Raw genomic sequence first — 21,056 nt, forward strand, 5'->3', positions numbered from 1 at the left:
TCCGGCGGATCTCCGCGGCGTCCACGGAGATCCGCCGGACAGGCCCTAACCGCATCCGGGCCGCCGCAGGAGAATATGCTGGCCCTCATGACAAGTGAGCCGGAACAGCAGATCGGAGTCGGGACGCCGGACGCGTTCCAGCGCTTGTGGACGCCCCACCGGATGGCCTACATCCAGGGCGAGAACAAGCCGACCGGCCCGGGGGCCGACGACGGGTGCCCGTTCTGTGCGATCCCGGCGAGGAGCGACGAGGACGGCCTGGTCATCGCCCGTGGCGAGAAGGTCTACGCGGTGCTCAATCTGTACCCGTACAACGGCGGCCACCTGATGGTGGTCCCGTACCGCCATGTCGCCGACTACACGGAGCTGGACCTGCCGGAGACGGCGGAGCTGGCCGAGTTCACCAAGCGGGCGATGACCGCGCTGCGCACCGCCTCCGGGGCGCACGGGTTCAACATCGGGCTCAACCAGGGCAGCGCGGCCGGCGCGGGGATCGCCGCGCACCTGCACCAGCACGTGGTGCCACGCTGGGGCGGCGACACGAACTTCATGCCGGTGGTGGGGCATACGAGGGTGCTGCCGCAGCTGCTCGCGGACACCCGGAAGATGCTCGCGGACGCCTGGCCCTCTCAGCCGTAGCCTTCAGCGCCGGGACTCATACCGGCGGCCTCTGGTGCGGCGCCCCCCGAAGGGTGCCGCGCCACAGGCCGCCGACTCCTCTGTTCGCTACGCGTTGTAGACATCGGCCTTGCCCGGTTCGGCGCCCTGGACGCCGCCGCTGAGGACCGACGAGCGACCGGTGAACTTCTCGGTGTCGACGCCGTTCTCCGTCAGGACCTGGATGGCGGCGGAGTGCACCGCGCGCAGCACCGGGGTGGCGGCGCGCAGCGCGTCGTCGGCCATGAAGCGGTGACTCCAGGGCTTGCCGGCCCAGGTGTGGCGGACCCCGAAGGGCTCGGGCAGAGCGAGCTTGCCGCCGAGGTGGTCCAGGACAGGGGGGAACCAGGTCAGGGGGGCGCGGGCGGCGAGCCGTACGACCTCGTCGGTCTTGACGAGGGGGAGCGCCACGGTCCGGGTCTCCCAGAACCGCACGGTCTTGCTGACCGTCTTCTCGTTGGCCGGGGGCGCGCCCATGAACACGTCGTGCACGGGGCCGAGAACGTGTCCGCTCACCTCGACCCGCAGGGTGGAGGCCAGCACCGTCACGGTGATCATGAACGTTATGACCAGCTGGCCGTCCCAGCCCGTGAACTGGACGCCCAGGTAGTGCCGGTTGCCCTTGCCGAACTGCTGGGTGTTGCAGATGTTCTGTATCTCGAAGTCCTTGACGGTGAACCCCTCGACCTCCGCTCCGGTCGGCCGCACGATCTTGTCCGCGCCTTCGCCGATCGGGACGACGACCCAGTGCCTTATCGAGGGTTTCGGGAAACCGCCGGTGTGCAGCGGACCGCGCTCCAGCTCGCGCAACCGGCCGTGGATGGCCTTGATCACGTCCCAGCTGCGGAAGGGGTGGATCTCGGCCAGGCCCTCGCGCGGCACCAGCTCCTCGGCCAACTGCCAGCTGCCCCAGCGTGAGCCCATGCCGAGTATGCCCTTGTCGGCACCGCCGGCGTAGAAGACCACATTGCTCTGCTGCTCGGTGGCGAGCTTGGCCAGGTTCTGGCGCAGCGCCTCGGCGCGGGTCTCATTGGGGTTGCGCGGCACGGCCCCGGGGATCTTGGCGCCGACGCCGCCACCGGAGACCAGACCGCCCCAGCGGTCCCGCAGGTCCTTGGCGGTGCGTTCGCAGATCCGCTTGGCCCAGAACCAGCCGAGGACCGGGGCGACCATCATCACCCGCAGATACTGCGACCAGAAACCGGACAGCGGCGGCTTGACGATGAGCAGCACGGTGAAGAAGCCCACGACGACCAGCACCGCCCCGCCCAGTACCCCGGCTCTGCTGCCGTTGGCCTTGCCCAGGGTGCGGCGCAGCTGGAAGACGGCGAGCCAGATGAGGACTCCGGGCAGGAAGAGCAGTCCGAAGACGCCCATGAGGAGCGTCAGCCGGGTGTCACGTTCCTTGCGGATGTGGGTGGCGGCGAGGCAGTGCTCGACGACAGTCTGCGGCTCGGCTCCGAAGGACTGGACGACTTCGTTGCGGGCGCCGCCGAGCATCCTTATCTCGACGGCGCGGGCGAAGGCCTCACCGAGATTGGGCTGGAAGAGCGAGAAGGCGGGGGCCTTGACCGTGGTCTTCCCGTCGGCGTTGGCCAGCGCGTCCACGGGACTGTCCCGGTACGCGGCCGAGGCGAGCGCCTGCGTCGCGGCGGTCTCTCCGTCCGTGCCGGTCAGCGGTACTTGCGCACCGGGTCGCAGAAAGTCGAAGTCCGTACCGCTGAACGCCACTACCGCCCCCATCTCGTCAACGTGCAGGCCAGCCCGGCCCCTTGCCCATTCCCCGCCGCCGGGGCCGGCACACCTTCTGCCCTGCGGATACCAGCGTATAGGTGGTGTACAGGGCACGTCAGCGGCGCGGCATGCATGATGGCGGTATGAGATCACGGCCTGTTCTCGTGTACGACGGCGATTGTGCTTTCTGCACCTCCTCCGTGCGCTTCGCCGAGCGGCACCTGCGGCTCAACTGTGAGGTCACGCCCTGGCAGTTCGCGGATCTGGGCGCGCTCGGCGTGACCCGGGAGCGCGCAGAGTACGAACTGCTGTGGGTTGCCCCTGACGGTGCCGTGCGCGGTGGCGCCCAGGCCGTCGCGAAGCTGCTGCTCGGCGCGGGCAGGGGCTGGGCGGTGGCGGGTGCGCTGCTCGCGCTGCCGCCGCTGCGGTGGCTCGCGCACGGCGTCTACCGGTCGATCGCGAACAACCGGGAGAAGATGCCCGGGGGCACGCCCGCGTGCGCGGTGCCAACGGGCCGCCGTCCGGGCTGATCCGGGCAGGCACTCACTTCTGGGCTGCGGCCTGCTCTCTGAGTTTGACCGCGAGCTGCGCCGGCATCGGTTCGTGGCGCGCGTAGAGACGGCTGTACCGCCCGGTGCCGTGCGACAGCGACCGCAGGTCCACCGCGTAGCGGCCGATCTCGATCTCCGGCACTTCGGCCCGCACCAGGGTGCGGCCGGGCCCGGCCGGTTCGGTGCCGAGGACCCGCCCGCGCCGGCCGGAGAGGTCGCTCATGACGGAGCCGACGTACTCGTCGGAGACCAGTACCCCGAGCTCGGCGACGGGTTCCAGCAAGTGGATACGGGCGTCGGCGGCGGCCTCCCGCAGGGCGAGCGCCCCGGCGGTCTGGAAGGCGGCGTCGGAGGAGTCTACCGAGTGCGCCTTGCCGTCGGTGAGGGTCACGCGGATGTCCACCACCTGGTAGCCGAGGGCGACCCCGCGTGCGGCCTGGGCGCGTACGCCCTTTTCCACCGAAGGGATGAACTGCCGGGGCACCGATCCGCCGACGACTTTGTCAACGAATTCGATGCCGGAGCCGACCGGGAGCGGCTCGACCTCGATCTCGCAGATGGCGTACTGGCCGTGGCCCCCGGACTGCTTGACATGCCGGCCGCGCGCGGTGGCCCGCTCGCCGAAGGTCTCGCGGAGCGAAACCTTGTGCGGTACGGCGTCGACCTGCACTCCGTAGCGGCTGCGCAACCGCTCCAGCGCGACGTCGACATGGGCCTCGCCCAGGCACCACAGGACGACCTGCCGTGTGTCGGGGTTCTGTTCCAGGCGCATCGTCGGGTCCTCGGCGACCAGCCGGGACAGCCCCTGGGACATCTTGTCCTCGTCCGCCTTGCTGTGGGCCTCGATGGCCACCGGCAGCAGTGGGTCGGGCATCACCCAGGGCGCCATGAGCAGCGGGTCGTCCTTCGCGGAGAGCGTGTCGCCGGTCTCGGCGCGGCCGAGTTTGGCGACGCAGGCCAGATCGCCGGCGATGCACCGGGTGACGCTGCGCTGCTGCTTGCCGAAGGGCGAGGAGAGCGCGCCGATCCGCTCGTCGACATCATGGTCCTCATGTCCGCGGTCCTGCAGCCCGTGCCCGGATACATGCACCGTCTCGTCGGGGCGCAGGGTGCCGGAGAAGAGCCGCACCAGGCTGATCCGGCCGACGTAGGGGTCGGAGGCGGTCTTGACCACTTCTGCGGCGAGCGGCCCGTCGGGGTCGCAGGCCAAGGGGGCACGCGGCTTGCCCTGGGGGGTGGTGACGGGCGGGACCTCGCGCTCCGTCGGGGTTGGGAAGCCGCCGGTGATGAGTTCCAGCAGCTCTACGGTGCCGATGCCCTGTTTGCAGCCGTCGGCGGCGGGCGCGGCGGCCAGCACGGGATGGAAGGAGCCGCGCGCGACGGCACGTTCCAGGTCCCCGACGAGAGTCTTGAGGTCGAGTTCCTCGCCGCCGAGATAGCGCTCCATGAGGGTCTCGTCCTCGCTCTCCGCGATGATCCCCTCGATGAGCCGGTTGCGGGCCTCCTCCATCAGCGGCAGGTGCTCGGGGCCCGGGTCCCGCTCGACGCGCTGCCCGGAGGAGTAGTCGTAGACCCGCTGGGAGAGCAGCCCGATCAGCCCGGTGACGGGGGCGTGCCCGTCCGGTGCCTGCTCGCCGTGGAGCGGCAGGTAGAGCGGCAGCACGGATTCGGGGGAGTCGCCGCCGAGGGTCTGTCCGCAGACGGCGGTCATCTGCTCGAAGTCGGCCCGGGCGGATTCCAGGTGGGTGACGACCATGGCGCGCGGCATGCCGACGGCCGCGCACTCGTCCCACACCATGCGGGTGGCACCATCGACGCCGTCGGCGGCCGACACAACGAAGAGGGCCGCGTCCGCCGCGCGCAGACCGGCCCTCAGCTCCCCGACAAAGTCGGCGTATCCGGGAGTGTCCAGTAGATTGATCTTGATACCGCCCCATTCCACCGGCACCAGCGACAGCTGTACCGATCGTTGCTGGCGGTGTTCGATCTCGTCGTGGTCGGAGACCGTGCCACCGTCCGCGACATGGCCTGCCCGGTTCACCGCCCCGGTGGCCAGCGCCAGCGCCTCGACGAGGGTGGTCTTGCCCGCACCGCTGTGGCCGACCAGCACCACGTTGCGAATATCGTCGGGCCGGTCGGCCGCCGGTACCCTTCCGGCGGCTCCTGCTTGGGTGTGAGTCCTGTCCACTGCATTGCCCACGTGTCTCGCCTCCCGGTCCATCACGCATGGGATGGGGACTGCGCGACGACCCGGACCAGCGGCGGCTCCGGCGACGCCCGCGGTACTTCCGACCTTCCCACGCCCATCACGGGGCGTCCATACGTCGGACGGGTAGGGGCGGGCCGGACAGGCACTGGGACGGAGCCACACGCGTTCGGAGGACGGGCGCTGGCTACGATGGGCCAGCCGGGGGCCGCCCGGCATTCCCACCGACCACCGGGAAGGCCATGCTGAACAAGTACGCGCGTGCTTTCTTCACGCGTGTTCTCACGCCGTTCGCCGCGTTTCTGCTACGCCGGGGCGTCAGCCCCGACGCGGTCACCCTCATCGGCACCGGGGGCGTGATGGCAGGAGCGCTGGTCTTCTATCCCAGGGGAGTGTTCTTCTGGGGCACCGTGGTGATCACTCTGTTCGTCTTCTCCGACCTGGTGGACGGGAACATGGCCCGCCAGTCCGGAGTGTCCAGCCGCTGGGGCGCCTTCCTGGACTCCACCCTCGACCGGGTCGCGGATTCCGCGATCTTCGGCGGGCTGGCGCTCTGGTACGCGGGGGGTGGGAACGACCTGGTGCTCTGCGCCGTGTCGATCTTCTGCCTGGCCAGTGGCCAGGTGGTGTCGTACACCAAGGCGCGCGGCGAGAGCATCGGCCTGCCGGTCAACGTCAACGGGCTGGTCGAGCGCGCCGAGCGGTTGGTGATCACGCTGGTCGCCTGCGGCCTGGCCGGGCTGCACAAATTCGGGGTGCCGTGGATCCAGTGGCTGCTGCCCGCCGCGCTGTGGATCGTCGCCGTCGGCAGCGCGGTGACCCTCGGCCAACGGGTAGTGACCGTACGCCGTGAGGCCGAAGAGGCCGACCGCGAGGCCGCGGCGGCCGGCGTGGACGGGGGAGGCAGCGCATGAAGGAGCGGCTGACCGACGGGCTCTACGGGCTGGGATGGGGCGCGGTCAAGCGGCTCCCCGAGCCGGTCGCGAACGGTCTCGGCCGCCGGATCGCCGATCTGGCGTGGAGCCGGCGGGGCAAGGGCGTCGCGCGCCTGGAGTCCAATCTGGCCCGGGTGGTGCCTGATGCGGACGCCGAGCGGCTGCGTGAGCTGTCCCGGGCCGGCATGCGCTCGTACCTGCGCTACTGGATGGAGTCCTTCCGGCTTCCCACCTGGAGCAAGGAGCGCATCCGTGGCGGTTTCGACCCGGAGGACATCCACTATCTGACGGACGGGATCGCCTCCGGGCGTGGCGTCATCATCGCCCTGCCGCACATGGGCAACTGGGACCTCGCCGGCGCCTGGGTCACCGCCAAGCTCGAGGTGCCCTTCACGACGGTCGCCGAACGGCTCAAGCCGGAGACCCTCTACGACCGCTTCGTCGCCTACCGCGAGGGCCTCGGCATGGAGGTGCTGCCGCACTCCGGCGGCACTGCCTTCGGCACCCTGGCGCGGCGGCTGCGTAACGGCGGCCTGGTCTGCCTGGTCGCGGAGCGCGACTTGTCCTCGAAGGGCATCGAGGTGGAGTTCTTCGGCGAGACCACCCGGATGCCCGCCGGCCCGGCCCTGCTGGCCCAGCAGACCGGCGCACTGCTGCTGCCGGTTACTCTCTGGTACGACGACTCGCCCGTCATGCGGGGCCGGGTCCACCCGCCGGTCGCCGTCCCGGAGACCGGCACCCGCGCCGAGCAGGCCACCGTCATGACGCAGCAGCTCGCCGACGCCTACGCCTCGGGAATCGCCGAGCACCCGGAGCACTGGCACATGCTCCAGCGTCTGTGGATCGCCGACCTGGACCCAAGGCCGGACCAGCCGTCCCCGGTCCGTTCCGCTCCGCCCAGCCCGCGTGACATCGGCGCGGCCCCTGATCGCTCCAGAACGGAGAAGCCTTGAGGATCGGGATCGTATGCCCGTACTCCTGGGACGTCCCAGGCGGCGTCCAGTTCCATATCCGTGACCTCGCCGAGCACCTGATCGCGCTCGGCCACCAGGTCTCCGTGCTCGCCCCCGCCGACGACGACACTCCACTGCCGCCGTATGCCGTCTCCGCCGGGCGCGCCGTCCCGGTGCCGTACAACGGCTCGGTCGCCCGGCTCAACTTCGGCTTCCTGTCCGCCGCGCGGGTCCGCCGCTGGCTGCACGACGGTGGCTTCGATGTGATCCACATCCACGAACCGGCCTCGCCCTCACTCGGCCTGCTTGCCTGCTGGGCCGCGCAGGGCCCGATCGTGGCGACCTTCCACACCTCCAACCCGCGCTCGCGCGCCATGATCGCCGCCTATCCGATCCTCCAGCCCGCGCTGGAGAAGATCAGTGCCCGGATCGCCGTCAGCGAGTACGCCCGCCGCACCCTGGTCGAACACCTCGGCGGCGACGCTGTCGTCATCCCGAACGGTGTGGACGTCGGATTCTTCGCCGGGGCCGAACCGAACCCCGCGTGGCAGGGGGGCACCATCGGCTTCATCGGCCGTATCGACGAGCCGCGCAAGGGCCTGCCGACGCTGATGAAGGCGCTTCCCAAGATCCTCGCCGAGCGGCCGGAAACCCGGCTGCTGGTCGCCGGGCGCGGCGACCAGCAGGAGGCGGTCGAGAACCTGCCGGAGCAGATGCGGGGCAGCGTCGAGTTCCTCGGCATGGTCAGCGACGAGGACAAGGCCCGACTGCTGCGCAGCGTAGACCTGTATGTGGCCCCCAACACCGGCGGCGAGTCCTTCGGGATCATCCTGGTCGAGGCCATGTCGGCGGGCGCGCCCGTGCTCGCCAGCGATCTCGACGCCTTCCGCCAGGTGCTCGACCAGGGTGCGGCCGGTGACCTCTTCCCGATAGAGGACGCGGACGCGCTGGCCGCCTCGGCGGTACAGCTGCTGGGCGACCCGCAGCGGCTGGCCGAGCTGAGGTCGCTGGGCAGCCGGCATGTACAGCGCTTCGACTGGTCGGCGGTCGGCGCGGAGATCCTCTCGGTGTACGAGACGGTGACGGCCGGGGCCGCGTCGGTCGCCGCCGACGAGCGCACCGGCTTCCGGGCCCGCTTCGGTCTGGCACGGGACTGACCGGCACCGGCAGCGCCCGGACGGGGTCCCTCACGCCCGCCAGCGCGTAGGGGCGCCCCCGGGGCACGGCAACCCGGTTCCGGGGGCCGCCGCAAGGGTGTCCGCCGGTAGCCTTACCCGCCGTGACCACCTTCATCTGGGTCGCGGTAGCGCTCGTCGCCGTCGCCCTGTACCTGAGCTGGACCGCAGGCCGTCTCGACCGGCTGCACGCCCGTATCGACGCCGCCCGCGCCGCGCTGGACGCGCAGTTGCTGCGCCGGGCCTCGGTGGCCCAGGAACTGGCCACGTCGGGAGTGCTCGACCCGGCGGCGTCCATCGTGCTGTACCAGTCCGCGCACGCGGCCCGGCAGGCGGAGGACGAGGCGCGCGAGGTGGCGGAGAGCGAGCTGAGCCAGGCTCTGCGGGCGGTGTTCGCGGAGCCGGACGCGATGGCGGCGGTGCGGGAGGCGCCGGGCGGCGAGCAGGCGGCCAGGGAGCTGACGCAGGCGGTGCGCAGGGTGCCGATGGCGCGGCGGTTCCACAACGACTCCGTACGCGCGGCGAGGGCGCTGCGCCGGCACCGCTCGGTGCGCTGGTTCCGGCTGGCGGGCCATGCGCCGTTCCCGGGGTCGTTCGAGATGGACGACGAGCCGCCGTCGCTGCTGACGGCGGAGGGCGCGGCGGGCCGCTAGGCCCGCCGCGCTGGATCTCCGCGGAGCACTCAGGCCACTGGAGGGCGATTGGCTCTTTTCCGGTCCACTTGGTCCGCGCGACCATACGTACGTCGCAGTGTTACGTCTTGGAGTGAGGTCCACCGTGTCCAGCACGTCTTCCAGTACCCCCCAGTCCCCGGCGACCGGTACCGCACGCGTCAAGCGCGGCATGGCCGAGCAGCTCAAGGGGGGCGTGATCATGGACGTCGTCACCCCTGAGCAGGCGAAGATCGCCGAGGACGCCGGCGCCGTCGCGGTCATGGCCTTGGAGCGGGTCCCCGCCGACATCCGCAAGGACGGCGGCGTGGCGCGGATGTCCGACCCGGACATGATCGACGGCATCATCGGCGCCGTATCGATCCCGGTCATGGCCAAGTCCCGGATCGGCCACATCGTCGAGGCCCAGGTCCTCCAGGCGCTCGGCGTGGACTACATCGACGAGTCCGAGGTCCTCACCCCGGCCGACGAGGCCAACCACAGTGACAAGTGGGCCTTCACCACCCCCTTCGTCTGTGGCGCCACCAACCTGGGCGAGGCCCTGCGCCGGATCGCCGAGGGCGCGGCCATGATCCGCTCCAAGGGCGAGGCCGGCACCGGCAACGTCGTCGAGGCCGTCCGTCACATGCGGCAGATCAAGCAGGAGATCGGCCGCCTGACGACTCTTGACAACAACGAGCTCTACGCCGCCGCCAAGGATCTGCGTGCCCCGTACGAGCTGGTCAAGGAAGTCGCCGAGCTCGGCAAGCTCCCGGTCGTGCTCTTCTCCGCCGGTGGTGTGGCCACCCCGGCCGACGCCGCGCTGATGATGCAGCTCGGTGCCGAGGGTGTCTTCGTGGGCTCCGGCATCTTCAAGTCCGGCGACCCGGCGCAGCGCGCCGCAGCGATCGTGAAGGCCACCACCTTCTACGACGACCCCAAGATCATCGCGGACGTCTCGCGCGGCCTGGGCGAGGCCATGGTCGGCATCAACTGCGACACGCTCCCCGAGACCGAGCGGTACGCCAACCGGGGCTGGTAGCCCCGGAGCCCGGGCCGCACGGCCCGCGCCCGCCGCGCCCTGCCCACGGGCGGGGCGCCAATCCGCTTCCCAGAGGTTCTGAGAGGTTCCGCTTCCGTGACCGCCACTCCCACCATCGGCGTCCTCGCCCTCCAGGGCGACGTACGAGAGCACCTCACCGCACTCACCGAGGCCGGTGCCCTGGCCCGTCCGGTGCGCCGGCCGGGAGAACTGGCCGGGGTCGACGGCCTGGTGATACCCGGCGGTGAGTCCACCACCATGTCCAAGCTGGCGGTGATCTTCGGGATGCTGGAGCCGCTGCGCGAGCGGGTCCGGGCCGGGCTGCCGGTCTACGGGACCTGCGCCGGCATGATCATGCTCGCCGACAAGATCCTCGACGGCCGCGACGACCAGGAGACGATCGGCGGCATCGACATGATCGTGCGCCGTAACGCCTTCGGGCGGCAGAACGAGTCCTTCGAGGCTGCCGTCGACATCACCGGCATCGACGGCGGCCCGGTCCAGGGTGTCTTCATCCGTGCCCCCTGGGTCGAGTCGGTGGGCGAGGACGTCGAGGTGGCCGCGACGCTGCCCGACGGCACGATCGTCGCCGTACGGCACGGAAACCTGCTCGCGACCTCGTTCCACCCCGAACTGACCGGCGATCACCGGGTCCACCGGCTTTTTGTGGACATGGTGCGCACAGCGGCCTGACCTTATCCCGGTAGGATCGCAGGCGTTCGTGAAGTAATCGGTGACGCGAAGGAGACAGGCTGATGTCCGGCCACTCTAAATGGGCTACGACGAAGCACAAGAAGGCCGTGATTGACGCCAAGCGCGGCAAGCTCTTCGCGAAGCTGATCAAGAACATCGAAGTGGCGGCCCGCACCGGCGGTGCCGACCCCGACGGCAACCCGACCCTCTTCGACGCCATACAGAAGGCGAAGAAGAGCTCGGTCCCGAACAAGAACATCGACAGCGCGGTCAAGCGCGGTGCGGGTCTTGAGGCCGGCGGTGCCGACTACCAGACGATCATGTACGAGGGCTACGGCCCGAACGGTGTCGCCGTCCTCATCGAGTGCCTCACCGACAACCGCAATCGCGCCGCCTCCGATGTCCGCGTCGCCATGACCCGCAACGGCGGCTCGATGGCCGACCCTGGCTCGGTGTCGTACCTCTTCAACCGCAAGGGCGTGGTGATCGTCCCCAAGGGCGGGCTCGGTGAGGACGACGTCCTCGGCGCGGTCCTCGACGCGGGCGCGGAGGAGGTCAATGACCTCGGCGAGTCCTTCGAGGTGGTCAGCGAGGCCACCGACCTGGTCGCGGTGCGCAGCGCCCTCCAGGAGGCCGGAATCGACTACGACTCGGCCGACGCCAACTTCCTCCCCACCATGCAGGTGGAGCTGGACGAGGACGGCGCGCGCAAGATCTTCAAGCTGATCGACGCGCTGGAGGACAGCGACGACGTGCAGAACGTCTTCGCGAACTTCGACGTCTCCGACGAGGTCATGGAGAAGGTCGGCTGACTTTTGCGGCTAAACCGCCGCCGCTCTCGCGGAGGTGGTTGCTCGCCGTGGTGGTTCCTCAATTGATGGTTGCGGTTCCAGAGGGCTTCCGACGGGCCGGTGAGGGAGACACACCTCACCGGCCCGTCGGTGTTGTCGGTGGCAGCCGATAGCCTGCGATCACGCAGGAACAGGTGGCCGAAGGGGGAGCGTGATGCGGGTACTGGGCGTGGACCCGGGGCTGACGCGGTGCGGGATCGGGGTGGTGGACGGCGCCCCGGGCAAACCGCTGCGGATGGCCGGGGTCGGCGTGGTGCGCACCGCGGCGGACGCGGCGATCGGCTTCCGGCTCGTCGCCATAGAGCAGGGCATCGAGGCCTGGCTGGACGAGTACCAGCCGGCAGCCGTCGCCGTGGAACGGGTTTTCAGCCAGCACAATGTCCGCACGGTCATGGGTACCGCCCAGGCCAGCGCGGTCGCCATCCTGTGCGCGTCCAGGCGTGGCCTGCCCGTCCATCTGCACACCCCCAGCGAGGTCAAGGCCGCCGTCACCGGCAGCGGTCGCGCGGACAAGGCCCAGGTCGGCGCGATGGTCACCCGGCTGCTGAGGCTCGATGCCCCGCCCAAGCCCGCCGACGCCGCGGACGCGCTGGCGCTCGCCATCTGCCACATCTGGCGCGGCACCGCGAGCAACCGCCTCCAACAGGCCATGGAGGCCCACCGCCCCGCGGGCCAGGCCCAGACCGCTGGCGCCGCCCGGCCGCCGGCTCGCGTACGCACCCAGGAGCAGCCCCGATGATCGCCTTCGTCAGCGGACCCGTCGCGGCCCTCGCCCCCGACACCGCGGTCATCGAGGTCGGCGGCATCGGCATGGCCGTCCAGTGCACCCCCAACACCCTCGCGGGCCTGCGCCTCGGCGAACCGGCGAAGCTCGCCACCTCGCTCGTCGTACGCGAGGACTCCCTCACCCTCTACGGCTTCGTGGACGAGGACGAGCGCCAGGTCTTCGTGCTCCTCCAGACCGCCAGCGGCGTCGGCCCGCGGCTCGCCCAGGCCATGCTCGCCGTCCACACCCCTGACGCCCTCCGCCGTGCCGTCGCCACCGGAGACGAGCGAGCCCTCACCGCCGTGCCGGGCATTGGCAAGAAGGGCGCCCAGAAGCTGCTCATCGAGCTCAAGGACCGCCTCGGCGCCCCCGTCGGCACGGGGACGGCCCGCGCCGTGACCGCCCGGGTCGCGTCCTCCTGGAGCGACCAGCTCCACACCGCTCTCATCGGCCTCGGCTACAACCCCCGCGAGGCGGACGAGGCGGTCACCGCCGTCACGCCACAGGCCGAGGCCGCCGAGGCCGAAGGCACCGCCCCCAATGTCTCGGCCCTGCTCCGCGCCGCCCTCCAGACCCTGAACCGCAGCCGGTGACGCCCCGCCTCCCGCACCGCACGACGGCGCCGGCCGCACAAGGCCCGCACGGCGGCCTTCCGCGCGGTGGCGGTGCTGCGGGTCGCGGCGCGACCGAGACGGCGGTGCCGGGCCAGGCCGGCCGGCCGAAGCCACGGCGGCACAAGAAATCCGCCACGACGGCCAAAAGCCGTACGGCGCGGTCCGGCGGTATCGGACCGGCCGCCACCCGGCGGCCGCCGAGGCCGCACACACGGCAAGGAAGACCTCAGTGAACTGGGACGACGAGTCCGTACCGACGACCGCAAACGGCCTGCCCAGCGAAGCGGAACGGCTGGTCGCCGGCGCCGCCGACGGCGAGGACCAGGCCGTCGAGGCGGCGTTGCGCCCGAAGGACCTCGACGAGTTCGTCGGGCAGGAGCGGGTCCGGGAGCAGCTCGACCTCGTCCTCAAGGCGGCGCGCAAGCGCAATGGCACCGCCGACCATGTGCTGCTCTCGGGCGCGCCGGGGCTGGGCAAGACCACCCTGTCGATGATCATCGCGGCGGAGATGGGTGCCCCCATCCGGATCACCTCCGGCCCCGCCATCCAGCACGCCGGGGATCTCGCCGCCATCCTGTCCTCGCTCGCCGAGGGCGAAGTGCTTTTCCTGGACGAGATCCACCGGATGTCCCGGCCCGCCGAAGAGATGCTCTACATGGCGATGGAGGACTTCCGGGTCGACGTGATCGTCGGCAAGGGCCCGGGAGCCACCGCCATCCCGCTGGAACTGCCGCCGTTCACCCTGGTCGGCGCCACCACGCGGGCCGGGCTGCTGCCGCCTCCGCTGCGTGACCGCTTCGGCTTCACCGGACACATGGAGTTCTACGCCCCCGCCGAGCTGGAGCGCGTGATCCACCGCTCGGCGCGGCTGCTCGATGTCGAAATAGAGGCCGACGGCGCTGCCGAGATCGCCGGGCGCTCCCGTGGCACCCCGCGGATCGCCAACCGGCTGCTGCGCCGGGTCCGCGACTATGCCCAGGTCAAGGCCGACGGGCTGATCACCAGGGGTATCGCGGAGCAGGCGCTGAAGGTCTACGAGGTGGACGGCCGTGGCCTGGACCGCCTGGACCGGGCGGTGCTGCGGGCGCTGCTGAAGCTGTTCGGCGGCGGCCCGGTCGGTCTGTCGACTCTGGCGGTCGCGGTGGGGGAGGAGCGTGAGACCGTCGAGGAGGTCGCCGAGCCGTTCCTGGTGCGGGAGGGACTGCTGGCGCGTACTCCCCGTGGCCGGGTGGCCACCCCGGCGGCCTGGTCCCACCTGGGACTCGTACCGCCCCAGCAGGGCGGTACACCCGGACAGCCGGGCCTGTTCGGGTCATGACGGCGGGGAGACTCGCCGCGACAGGAACCTGAGTGCGATGCTTGGCGTTGTTCCATCGGCGAGGACTCCCTTAGACTCCGCCGACGCCCTTCCTCCGGAACGGCACCCATATCCCGTAAACCAGGCCAGCCATTCTTGGCCGTGCGAAGGAACGTCCGAACCGTGAATATCGGCTTGCTCCTCCCGTTCATCATCCTCATCGGCGCCATGTTCCTCATGACCCGCTCCGCCAGGACCAAGCAGCGGCAGGCAGCGCAAATGCGGAACCAGGTGGCGCCGGGCTCCGGCGTCCGCACGATCGGCGGCATGTACGCGGTCGTGAAGGAGGTGCACGACGACACGCTGCTCCTGGAGCTGGCGGACGGTGTGCACGCCCATTTCGCCAAGAACGCGATCGGCGCCGTCCTGGATCAGGCCGAGTACGACCGCATCGTTCACGGCATCGAGCCGGCCGAGGACGACGACACGGAGCCGGGGACGGACGCGGAAGCGCACACCGCAGACGAGCCGGACGCGGGCACGGACGCCGCTGACGAGGGGGACCGCATCGATCTGAGCAAGTCCGCGGACGACGACGCCACCGGCGAGCAGCCGGAGGACGGCCCGAAGACGGACGGCGCGGACCCCAAGAAGTAGCACCCGGGTCCGCGCAGGTCCGTACAACACTTCGTTGCCGCCCCGGGTGCGCGCGCAGGCTCGCGGGGCGGTTGGACAGGGAGAAACGAGAAGGTGGCAGCACCGAAGAAGGGCCGCAGGTCCTCGGCGAGCCAGGGATACCCCGGACGGGCCCTGGCCGTGATCCTGCTGGCCATGGTGGCGCTCACCGGAGGGATGTTCCTCTCCGGGAACACCACACCGCGACTGGGAATCGACCTCGCGGGTGGCACGAGCATCACGCTGACGGCCAAGAGCAACCAGCCCAACGCGGTCAACAAGACCAATATGGACACCGCGGTAAGCATCATCGACCGACGGGTCAACGGTCTTGGCGTTTCCGAGGCTCAGGTTCAGACCCAGGGCAGCAATAACATCATTGTCAACATCCCCAAGGGTACGAACTCCAAGCAGGCCGAGGACCAGGTCGGTACCACCGCCCAGCTGTACTTCCGGCCGGTGATCGCCGAGGTGGCCAACACCACGGCCTCCGCCTCGCCGTCCGCGTCCGCCAGTTCCTCGGCGTCGCCGTCGGCCTCCTCCAGCAGCAAGGCGAAGGCCACCACCTCCGCCACCGCCTCCGCGAGCCCGACGGCCAGCTCCACCAGCCAGGGCCGCGCCGTCACCGACGCACTGAAGGCCGGCGCCTCCTCGACACCCTCCGCGTCCGCGAGTGCCCCCGCCACATCGGCCAGCCCCGCGGCCTCCCCGTCGGCGTCAACGAGTTCCGGCGCCCTGGACACCACCGTCCCCGCCGACCTCCAGGCCAAGCTCGCCGCGCTGGACTGCAAGAACCCCAAGCAGCAGGCAGCGGTGAACGCGAACGCCAAGCCCACCGACAAGATCGTCGCCTGTAGTCAGGACCTCACCACCAAGTACGTGCTCGGCCCCTCAGCGGTGGACGGCAAGAACGTGAGCAAGGCCACCGCCGCGTTCGACACCCAGCAGGGCCTCGGCTGGACCGTGAACCTGGATTTCAACGGCACGGGCTCCAGTGAGTTCTCCAAGGTCACCTCGCTGCTCAAGTCGCAGACCGCACCGAACAACCAGTTCGCGATCGTCCTGGACAACCAGGTGGTCATGGCTCCCTCGGTGAGCCAGACGCTCAGCGGCAGTGCCCAGATCTACGGCAGCATGACCCAGACGAGCGCCAGTGACCTGGCCAACGTCCTGTCCTACGGCTCGCTGCCGCTGACCTTCGACAAGTCCGACGTCACCACCGTCTCCGCCGCGATTGGCGGCCAGCAGCTGCACGGCGGCCTCATCGCCGGTGCGGTCGGCCTCGCGCTCGTCCTGCTCTACCTGCTGGCCTACTACCGCGGCCTCAGCTTTGTCGCGGTGCTCAGCCTCGTTGTCTCCGCGATCCTGACCTACACGATCATGGCGCTGCTCGGCCCGGCCATCGGTTTCGCGCTGAGCCTGCCGGCCGTCTGCGGAGCCATCGTCGCCATCGGTATCACCGCGGACTCGTTCATCGTCTTCTTCGAACGCATCCGTGACGAGCTCCGCGAGGGCCGCTCCCTCCAGCCCGCGGTCGCCCGCGGCTGGCCGCGCGCTCGGCGCACCATCCTGGTGTCGGACTTCGTGTCCTTCCTCTCGGCCGCCGTGCTGTTCATCGTCTCGGTCGGCACGGTGCGGGGCTTCGCGTTCACGCTCGGCCTCACCACCCTCCTCGACGTCGTCGTGGTGTTCCTCTTCACCAAGCCGCTGATGACGATCCTGGCCCGCAACAAGTTCTACGCGAGTGGTCACCCCTGGTCCGGGCTCGACCCGCATGCGCTGGGCGTCCAGCCCCCCATCCGCCGCGTCCGCCGAACGGCCGGCACCGCCGAAGTCAAGGAGGCCTGATGTCCCGGCTCGGTAATCTCGGGCACCGCCTGCACCGCGGCGAGATCGCGTACGACTTCGTCGGCAAGCGCAGAATCTGGTACGGCGTCTCGCTGCTGATCACGGTCGCCGCCATTGTCGGCCTCGCGGTCAACGGCCTCAAGATGGGCATCGAGTTCTCCGGCGGTGCGGTCTTCACCACGCCCAAGACCTCGATCTCGATCTCCGAGGCGCAGAACAAGATCGCGGGCCACACGGCCGGCCAGACCGCGGTTGTCCAGAAGCTCGGCACCGGCAGCCTGCGCATCCAGCTCAGCAACGTCAGTGCCGCCCAGGCCAGGACGATCCAGTCGGACATCGCCAAGGACCTTGGCATGAAGACCGACGACGTCAATGAGCAGGTCGTCGGTCCCAGCTGGGGCAAGGAGATTTCCCAGAAGGCCATCACCGGCCTGGTGATCTTCATGATCCTGGTGGTGATCTACCTTGCCATCGCGTTCGAGTGGCAGATGGCGCTGGCCGCCCTGGTCGCCCTGATCCACGACCTCACCATCACCGTCGGCGTCTACGCGATCGTCGGCTTCGAGGTCTCCCCGGGCACCGTCATCGGTCTGCTCACCGTCCTGGGTTATTCCCTCTACGACACCGTCGTCGTCTTCGACGGCCTGAAGGAGACCACCAAGGACATCACCAAGCAGACCCGCTTCACCTACAGCGAGCTCGCCAACCGCAGCCTCAACCGGACCCTGGTGCGTTCGATCAACACCACGATCGTCGCGCTGCTCCCGGTCGCGGCCCTGCTGTTCGTCGGTGGCGGTCTGCTCGGCGCCGGCCTGCTCAACGACATCGCCCTGTCGCTCTTCGTCGGTCTCGCCGCCGGCGCGTACTCCTCGATCTTCATCGCTACCCCGCTGGTCGCGGACTTCAAGGAGCGCGACCCGGCGATCCGGGCTCTCAAGAAGCGGGTGCTCGCCAAGCGCGCCTCCGACGCGGCCAGGGCGGCCCAGGGCGGCTCGGAAGAGGAGCCCGAGGCGGAGGAGGAGCGGGAGGACGCCCACGCGGCAGCTGCCGGGGTGGTCGGCCCGCGAAACCAGCCGGCCTCCCGCAACCGAGGGAAGAACCGTCCCTCCGGCAAGCGTCGCTGAGGGCCGACGCCCTCAACACCGAGGTCTGCCTGACGGGGGCCGCACAACGAGGCCCGCAACAACGAGGAATCGCCGAGATGACCACGACGGACGCCGCCCCGGACGAAGCGCTGCGCAGCCTGCTGCTCAGCCGGATCCGGGACGTCCCGGACTACCCGAAGCCCGGAGTGGTCTTCAAGGACATCACCCCGCTGCTGGCCGACCCCACCGCGTTCAACGCGCTGGTGGACGCCCTGGCCGCGCTCGCCGCACGGCACGGGGCGGACAAGGTCGTCGGTCTGGAGGCGCGCGGGTTCATCCTCGCAGCCCCCGCGGCGGCCCGTGCCGGGCTCGGATTCGTGCCCGTACGCAAGGCGGGCAAGCTGCCGGGTGCGACGCTGGCCCAGGCGTACGAGCTGGAGTACGGCACCGCCGAGATCGAGGTGCACCAGGACGCCTTCGCCGTCGGCGACCGGGTGCTGGTCATCGACGACGTACTGGCCACCGGCGGCACCGCCGAGGCGTCGCTGCAGCTCCTGCGGCGCACCGGCGCACAGATCGCCGGCGTCGCCGTGCTGCTGGAGCTGGGCTTCCTCGGCGGCCGGGCGCGGCTCGGCCCGGCCCTCGGCGGGGCCCCGCTGGAGGCTCTGATCGCGGTCTGAGGACACGGACGGGAGGCGGGTTCCGGCAAGCGGCCTGGACCCGCCTCCTGGCGTTCGCAGCGGCATTACCAGGGCACCGGAGGCGTTTTGCGCCGTCACATCAGTACCATGGTGTTTCGGACCGCTTGAGGAGTGCCCTTGCCAGACGAGGCCCAGCCGGCCCAGCCGATGACTGTCGCGGACGGAATCAATCCCCCCGCCGTCCGAGCGGCTCCTGCCGACACGCCCGCCGGGGACACCTCCGCCACGCCCGCGCCCGCTGCCCCCCCCGCACCGCTCGTCAAGCCCGTACGCTCTCCGGGAAGCGTGACGCCGCCCTCGCGCCCAGGCGGCTCCTCCAACCGCGTCCGCGCCCGCCTCGCGCGCCTCGGCGTGCAGCGCTCCAGCCCGTACAACCCGGTCCTGGAGCCGCTGCTGCGGATAGTGCGCAGCAACGACCCCAAGGGCGACACGTCCCAGCTCCGTCAGATAGAGCGCGCCTACCAGGTCGCCGAGCGCTGGCACCGCGGTCAGAAGCGCAAGAGCGGCGACCCGTACATCACCCACCCGCTCGCCGTCACCACCATCCTCGCCGAGCTCGGCATGGACCCCGCGACGCTGATGGCGGGCCTCCTGCACGACACCGTCGAGGACACCGAGTACGGCCTCGAAGCCCTCCGCCGCGACTTCGGCGACCAGGTCGCCCTCCTCGTCGACGGCGTCACCAAGCTGGACAAGGTCAAGTTCGGCGAGGCCGCCCAGGCCGAGACCGTACGCAAGATGGTCGTCGCCATGGCCAAGGACCCGCGCGTCCTGGTCATCAAGCTCGCCGACCGGCTGCACAACATGCGCACCATGCGCTTCCTGAAGCGGGAGAAGCAGGAGAAGAAGGCCCGCGAGACCCTGGAGATCTACGCCCCGCTGGCGCACCGGCTGGGCATGAACACCATCAAATGGGAGCTTGAGGACCTCGCCTTCGCGATCCTCTACCCCAAGATGTACGACGAGATCGTCCGCCTCGTCGCCGAGCGCGCGCCCAAGCGCGACGAATACCTCGCCGTCGTCACCGACCAGGTCCAGCAGGACCTGCGCGCGGCCCGTATCAAGGCCACCGTCACCGGCCGCCCCAAGCACTACTACAGCGTCTACCAGAAGATGATCGTGCGAGGCCGCGACTTCGCGGAGATCTACGACCTGGTGGGCATCCGCGTACTGGTCGACACCGTCCGCGACTGCTATGCGGCGCTGGGCACCATTCACGCGCGGTGGAACCCGGTCCCCGGCCGGTTCAAGGACTACATCGCGATGCCCAAGTTCAACATGTACCAGTCGCTGCACACGACGGTCATCGGGCCCAGCGGTAAGCCCGTCGAGCTGCAGATCCGCACCTTCGACATGCACCGCCGCGCCGAGTACGGCATCGCCGCCCACTGGAAGTACAAGCAGGAGGCCGTCGCCGGCGCCTCCAAGGTGCGCACCGACACGCCCAGGCGCGGCGAAGGCGACGCCATCAACGACATGGCGTGGCTCCGCCAGCTCCTGGACTGGCAGAAGGAGACCGAGGACCCCGGCGAGTTCCTGGAGTCGCTGCGCTTCGACCTCTCCCAGAACGAGGTCTTCGTCTTCACCCCAAAGGGCGACGTCATAGCGCTCCCGGCCGGCGCCACCCCCGTCGACTTCTCCTACGCCGTGCACACCGAGGTCGGCCACCGCACCATCGGCGCCCGGGTCAACGGCCGCCTCGTGCCGCTGGAGTCCACCCTCGACAACGGCGACACGGTCGAGGTCTTCACCTCCAAGGCCGCCGGCGCCGGGCCGTCCCGTGACTGGCTGGGCTTCGTCAAGTCGCCGCGGGCCCGGAACAAGATCCGTGCCTGGTTCTCCAAAGAACGCCGCGAGGAGGCCGTCGAGCAAGGCAAGGAAGCCATCGCCCGGGCGATGCGCAAGCAGAATCTGCCCATCCAGCGCGTCCTGACCGGCGACTCGCTCGTCACACTGGCCCATGAGATGCGCTACCCCGACATCTCCGCGCTCTACGCGGCGATCGGCGAGGGGCACATCACCGCCCAGTCCGTCGTCCAGAAGCTCGTCGACGCCCTCGGCGGCGAAGAGGGCGCGACCGAGGACATCGCCGAGGTCACCACCCCCTCACGCAGCCGCAGCAAGCGCCGCGCCAATGCCGACCCCGGCGTGATCGTCAAGGGCGAGAAGGACGTGTGGGTCAAGCTCGCACGGTGCTGCACGCCGGTACCGGGCGATCCGATCATCGGCTTCGTCACCCGTGGCAACGGGGTGTCGGTGCACCGTGCGGACTGCGTCAATGTGGAATCGCTGTCCCAACAGCCCGAGCGGATCATAGAGGTCGAGTGGGCCCCCACCCAGTCCTCGGTCTTCCTGGTCGCCATCCAGGTCGAGGCCCTCGACCGCTCCCGGTTGCTCTCGGACGTCACCCGGATCCTGTCCGACCAGCACGTCAACATCCTGTCCGCCGCCGTCCAGACCTCCCGCGACCGGGTCGCCACCTCCCGCTTCACCTTCGAGATGGGCGACCCCAAGCACCTCGGCCACGTCCTCAAGGCCGTACGCGGCGTAGAGGGCGTCTACGACGTCTACCGCGTCACCTCCTCCCGCCAGCGCTGAAGGAACGATGGGCTGCCCTGGTACG

The 21,056-nt window shown here is 70.2% G+C and carries 19 protein-coding genes; 17 read left to right on the forward strand and 2 right to left on the reverse strand.

Annotation, left to right across the window (positions count from 1 at the left end):
• Positions 1 to 75 precede the first annotated feature (75 nt).
• Positions 76 to 639 carry an HIT family protein gene (locus FCI23_RS06525; RefSeq protein ID WP_136722477.1) on the forward strand — a complete coding sequence of 188 codons (564 nt, stop codon included), beginning with the start codon at positions 76 to 78 and terminating at the stop codon, positions 637 to 639.
• Positions 640 to 726: 87 nt separating this feature from the next.
• On the opposite strand, the gene FCI23_RS06530 is transcribed toward FCI23_RS06525, so the two are convergent.
• A complete protein-coding gene (locus FCI23_RS06530) occupies positions 727 to 2,400 on the reverse strand; it encodes a hypothetical protein (RefSeq protein WP_136722478.1) in 1,674 nt (557 codons plus the stop codon).
• A 134-nt stretch (positions 2,401 to 2,534) separates the two neighbouring features.
• Between FCI23_RS06530 and FCI23_RS06535 the strand changes: the two genes are divergently transcribed.
• A complete protein-coding gene (locus FCI23_RS06535; RefSeq protein WP_136722479.1) occupies positions 2,535 to 2,921 on the forward strand; it encodes a thiol-disulfide oxidoreductase DCC family protein in 387 nt (128 codons plus the stop codon).
• 13 nt (positions 2,922 to 2,934) lie between these two features.
• On the opposite strand, the gene FCI23_RS06540 is transcribed toward FCI23_RS06535, so the two are convergent.
• On the reverse strand, positions 2,935 to 5,142 hold the full coding sequence (locus FCI23_RS06540; protein ID WP_246143429.1) for an elongation factor G-like protein EF-G2: 2,208 nt from the start codon (positions 5,140 to 5,142) through the stop codon (positions 2,935 to 2,937).
• A 248-nt stretch (positions 5,143 to 5,390) separates the two neighbouring features.
• On the opposite strand from FCI23_RS06540, the gene pgsA reads away from it, so the two are divergent.
• From pgsA to FCI23_RS06615, 15 genes are all read left to right on the forward strand, one after another.
• A complete protein-coding gene (gene pgsA, locus FCI23_RS06545) occupies positions 5,391 to 6,062 on the forward strand; it encodes a phosphatidylinositol phosphate synthase (RefSeq protein WP_136722481.1) in 672 nt (223 codons plus the stop codon).
• Positions 6,059 to 7,036 carry a phosphatidylinositol mannoside acyltransferase gene (locus FCI23_RS06550; protein WP_136722482.1) on the forward strand — a complete coding sequence of 326 codons (978 nt, stop codon included), beginning with the start codon at positions 6,059 to 6,061 and terminating at the stop codon, positions 7,034 to 7,036. Before pgsA ends, FCI23_RS06550 begins: the two co-directional genes overlap by 4 nt.
• Positions 7,033 to 8,193, forward strand: a complete 1,161-nt coding sequence (locus FCI23_RS06555; protein ID WP_136722483.1) for a glycosyltransferase family 4 protein — start codon at positions 7,033 to 7,035, stop codon at positions 8,191 to 8,193. Before FCI23_RS06550 ends, FCI23_RS06555 begins: the two co-directional genes overlap by 4 nt.
• Before the next feature lie 122 nt (positions 8,194 to 8,315).
• Complete coding sequence (locus FCI23_RS06560) at positions 8,316 to 8,864, forward strand: hypothetical protein (protein WP_136722484.1); 549 nt, start codon at positions 8,316 to 8,318, stop codon at positions 8,862 to 8,864.
• A 124-nt stretch (positions 8,865 to 8,988) separates the two neighbouring features.
• On the forward strand, positions 8,989 to 9,903 hold the full coding sequence (gene pdxS, locus FCI23_RS06565; protein ID WP_136722485.1) for a pyridoxal 5'-phosphate synthase lyase subunit PdxS: 915 nt from the start codon (positions 8,989 to 8,991) through the stop codon (positions 9,901 to 9,903).
• 96 nt (positions 9,904 to 9,999) lie between these two features.
• Positions 10,000 to 10,596: a pyridoxal 5'-phosphate synthase glutaminase subunit PdxT gene (gene pdxT / locus FCI23_RS06570; protein ID WP_136722486.1), complete on the forward strand. Its 597-nt coding sequence runs from the start codon at positions 10,000 to 10,002 to the stop codon at positions 10,594 to 10,596.
• A gap of 62 nt (positions 10,597 to 10,658) precedes the next feature.
• The gene (locus tag FCI23_RS06575) at positions 10,659 to 11,408 is read left to right on the forward strand and encodes a YebC/PmpR family DNA-binding transcriptional regulator (RefSeq protein WP_136722487.1); all 750 of its coding nucleotides are present in this window, start codon (positions 10,659 to 10,661) and stop codon (positions 11,406 to 11,408) included.
• 193 nt (positions 11,409 to 11,601) lie between these two features.
• The gene (ruvC, locus tag FCI23_RS06580) at positions 11,602 to 12,186 is read left to right on the forward strand and encodes a crossover junction endodeoxyribonuclease RuvC (protein ID WP_136722488.1); all 585 of its coding nucleotides are present in this window, start codon (positions 11,602 to 11,604) and stop codon (positions 12,184 to 12,186) included.
• Positions 12,183 to 12,806 (forward strand): Holliday junction branch migration protein RuvA, encoded by a 624-nt coding sequence (gene ruvA, locus FCI23_RS06585; protein WP_136722489.1) that lies wholly within the window; start codon positions 12,183 to 12,185, stop codon positions 12,804 to 12,806. Before ruvC ends, ruvA begins: the two co-directional genes overlap by 4 nt.
• A gap of 250 nt (positions 12,807 to 13,056) precedes the next feature.
• A complete protein-coding gene (gene ruvB / locus FCI23_RS06590; RefSeq protein WP_211265227.1) occupies positions 13,057 to 14,145 on the forward strand; it encodes a Holliday junction branch migration DNA helicase RuvB in 1,089 nt (362 codons plus the stop codon).
• 162 nt (positions 14,146 to 14,307) lie between these two features.
• Entirely contained in the window at positions 14,308 to 14,781 is a 474-nt protein-coding gene (gene yajC, locus FCI23_RS06595; protein ID WP_136722490.1) for a preprotein translocase subunit YajC, read from the forward strand.
• A gap of 93 nt (positions 14,782 to 14,874) precedes the next feature.
• Positions 14,875 to 16,647 carry a protein translocase subunit SecD gene (secD, locus tag FCI23_RS06600; RefSeq protein ID WP_136722491.1) on the forward strand — a complete coding sequence of 591 codons (1,773 nt, stop codon included), beginning with the start codon at positions 14,875 to 14,877 and terminating at the stop codon, positions 16,645 to 16,647.
• Positions 16,647 to 17,771: a protein translocase subunit SecF gene (gene secF, locus FCI23_RS06605; protein WP_136722492.1), complete on the forward strand. Its 1,125-nt coding sequence runs from the start codon at positions 16,647 to 16,649 to the stop codon at positions 17,769 to 17,771. The genes secD and secF overlap by 1 nt, the downstream gene beginning before the upstream one ends.
• A gap of 77 nt (positions 17,772 to 17,848) precedes the next feature.
• On the forward strand, positions 17,849 to 18,412 hold the full coding sequence (locus FCI23_RS06610; protein WP_136722493.1) for an adenine phosphoribosyltransferase: 564 nt from the start codon (positions 17,849 to 17,851) through the stop codon (positions 18,410 to 18,412).
• Positions 18,413 to 18,550: 138 nt separating this feature from the next.
• A complete protein-coding gene (locus FCI23_RS06615; protein WP_136722494.1) occupies positions 18,551 to 21,031 on the forward strand; it encodes a RelA/SpoT family protein in 2,481 nt (826 codons plus the stop codon).
• Positions 21,032 to 21,056: the final 25 nt, after the last annotated feature.

The organism is Actinacidiphila oryziradicis (genome assembly GCF_005047355.1).
Taxonomy (GTDB): domain Bacteria; phylum Actinomycetota; class Actinomycetes; order Streptomycetales; family Streptomycetaceae; genus Actinacidiphila; species Actinacidiphila oryziradicis.

Bases quoted from the DNA above. Each gene is read 5' to 3' on its own strand.
- FCI23_RS06530 (WP_136722478.1), bottom strand. From the start codon at position 2,400: ATGGGGGCGGTAGTGGCGTTCAGCGGTACGGACTTCGACTTTCTGCGA.
- FCI23_RS06550 (WP_136722482.1), top strand. From the start codon at position 6,059: ATGAAGGAGCGGCTGACCGACGGGCTCTACGGGCTGGGATGGGGCGCG.
- FCI23_RS06610 (WP_136722493.1), top strand. From the start codon at position 17,849: ATGACCACGACGGACGCCGCCCCGGACGAAGCGCTGCGCAGCCTGCTG.
- pgsA (WP_136722481.1), top strand. From the start codon at position 5,391: ATGCTGAACAAGTACGCGCGTGCTTTCTTCACGCGTGTTCTCACGCCG.
- ruvC (WP_136722488.1), top strand. From the start codon at position 11,602: ATGCGGGTACTGGGCGTGGACCCGGGGCTGACGCGGTGCGGGATCGGG.
- ruvA (WP_136722489.1), top strand. From the start codon at position 12,183: ATGATCGCCTTCGTCAGCGGACCCGTCGCGGCCCTCGCCCCCGACACC.
- secF (WP_136722492.1), top strand. From the start codon at position 16,647: ATGTCCCGGCTCGGTAATCTCGGGCACCGCCTGCACCGCGGCGAGATC.
- FCI23_RS06535 (WP_136722479.1), top strand. From the start codon at position 2,535: ATGAGATCACGGCCTGTTCTCGTGTACGACGGCGATTGTGCTTTCTGC.
- FCI23_RS06575 (WP_136722487.1), top strand. From the start codon at position 10,659: ATGTCCGGCCACTCTAAATGGGCTACGACGAAGCACAAGAAGGCCGTG.
- FCI23_RS06525 (WP_136722477.1), top strand. From the start codon at position 76: ATGCTGGCCCTCATGACAAGTGAGCCGGAACAGCAGATCGGAGTCGGG.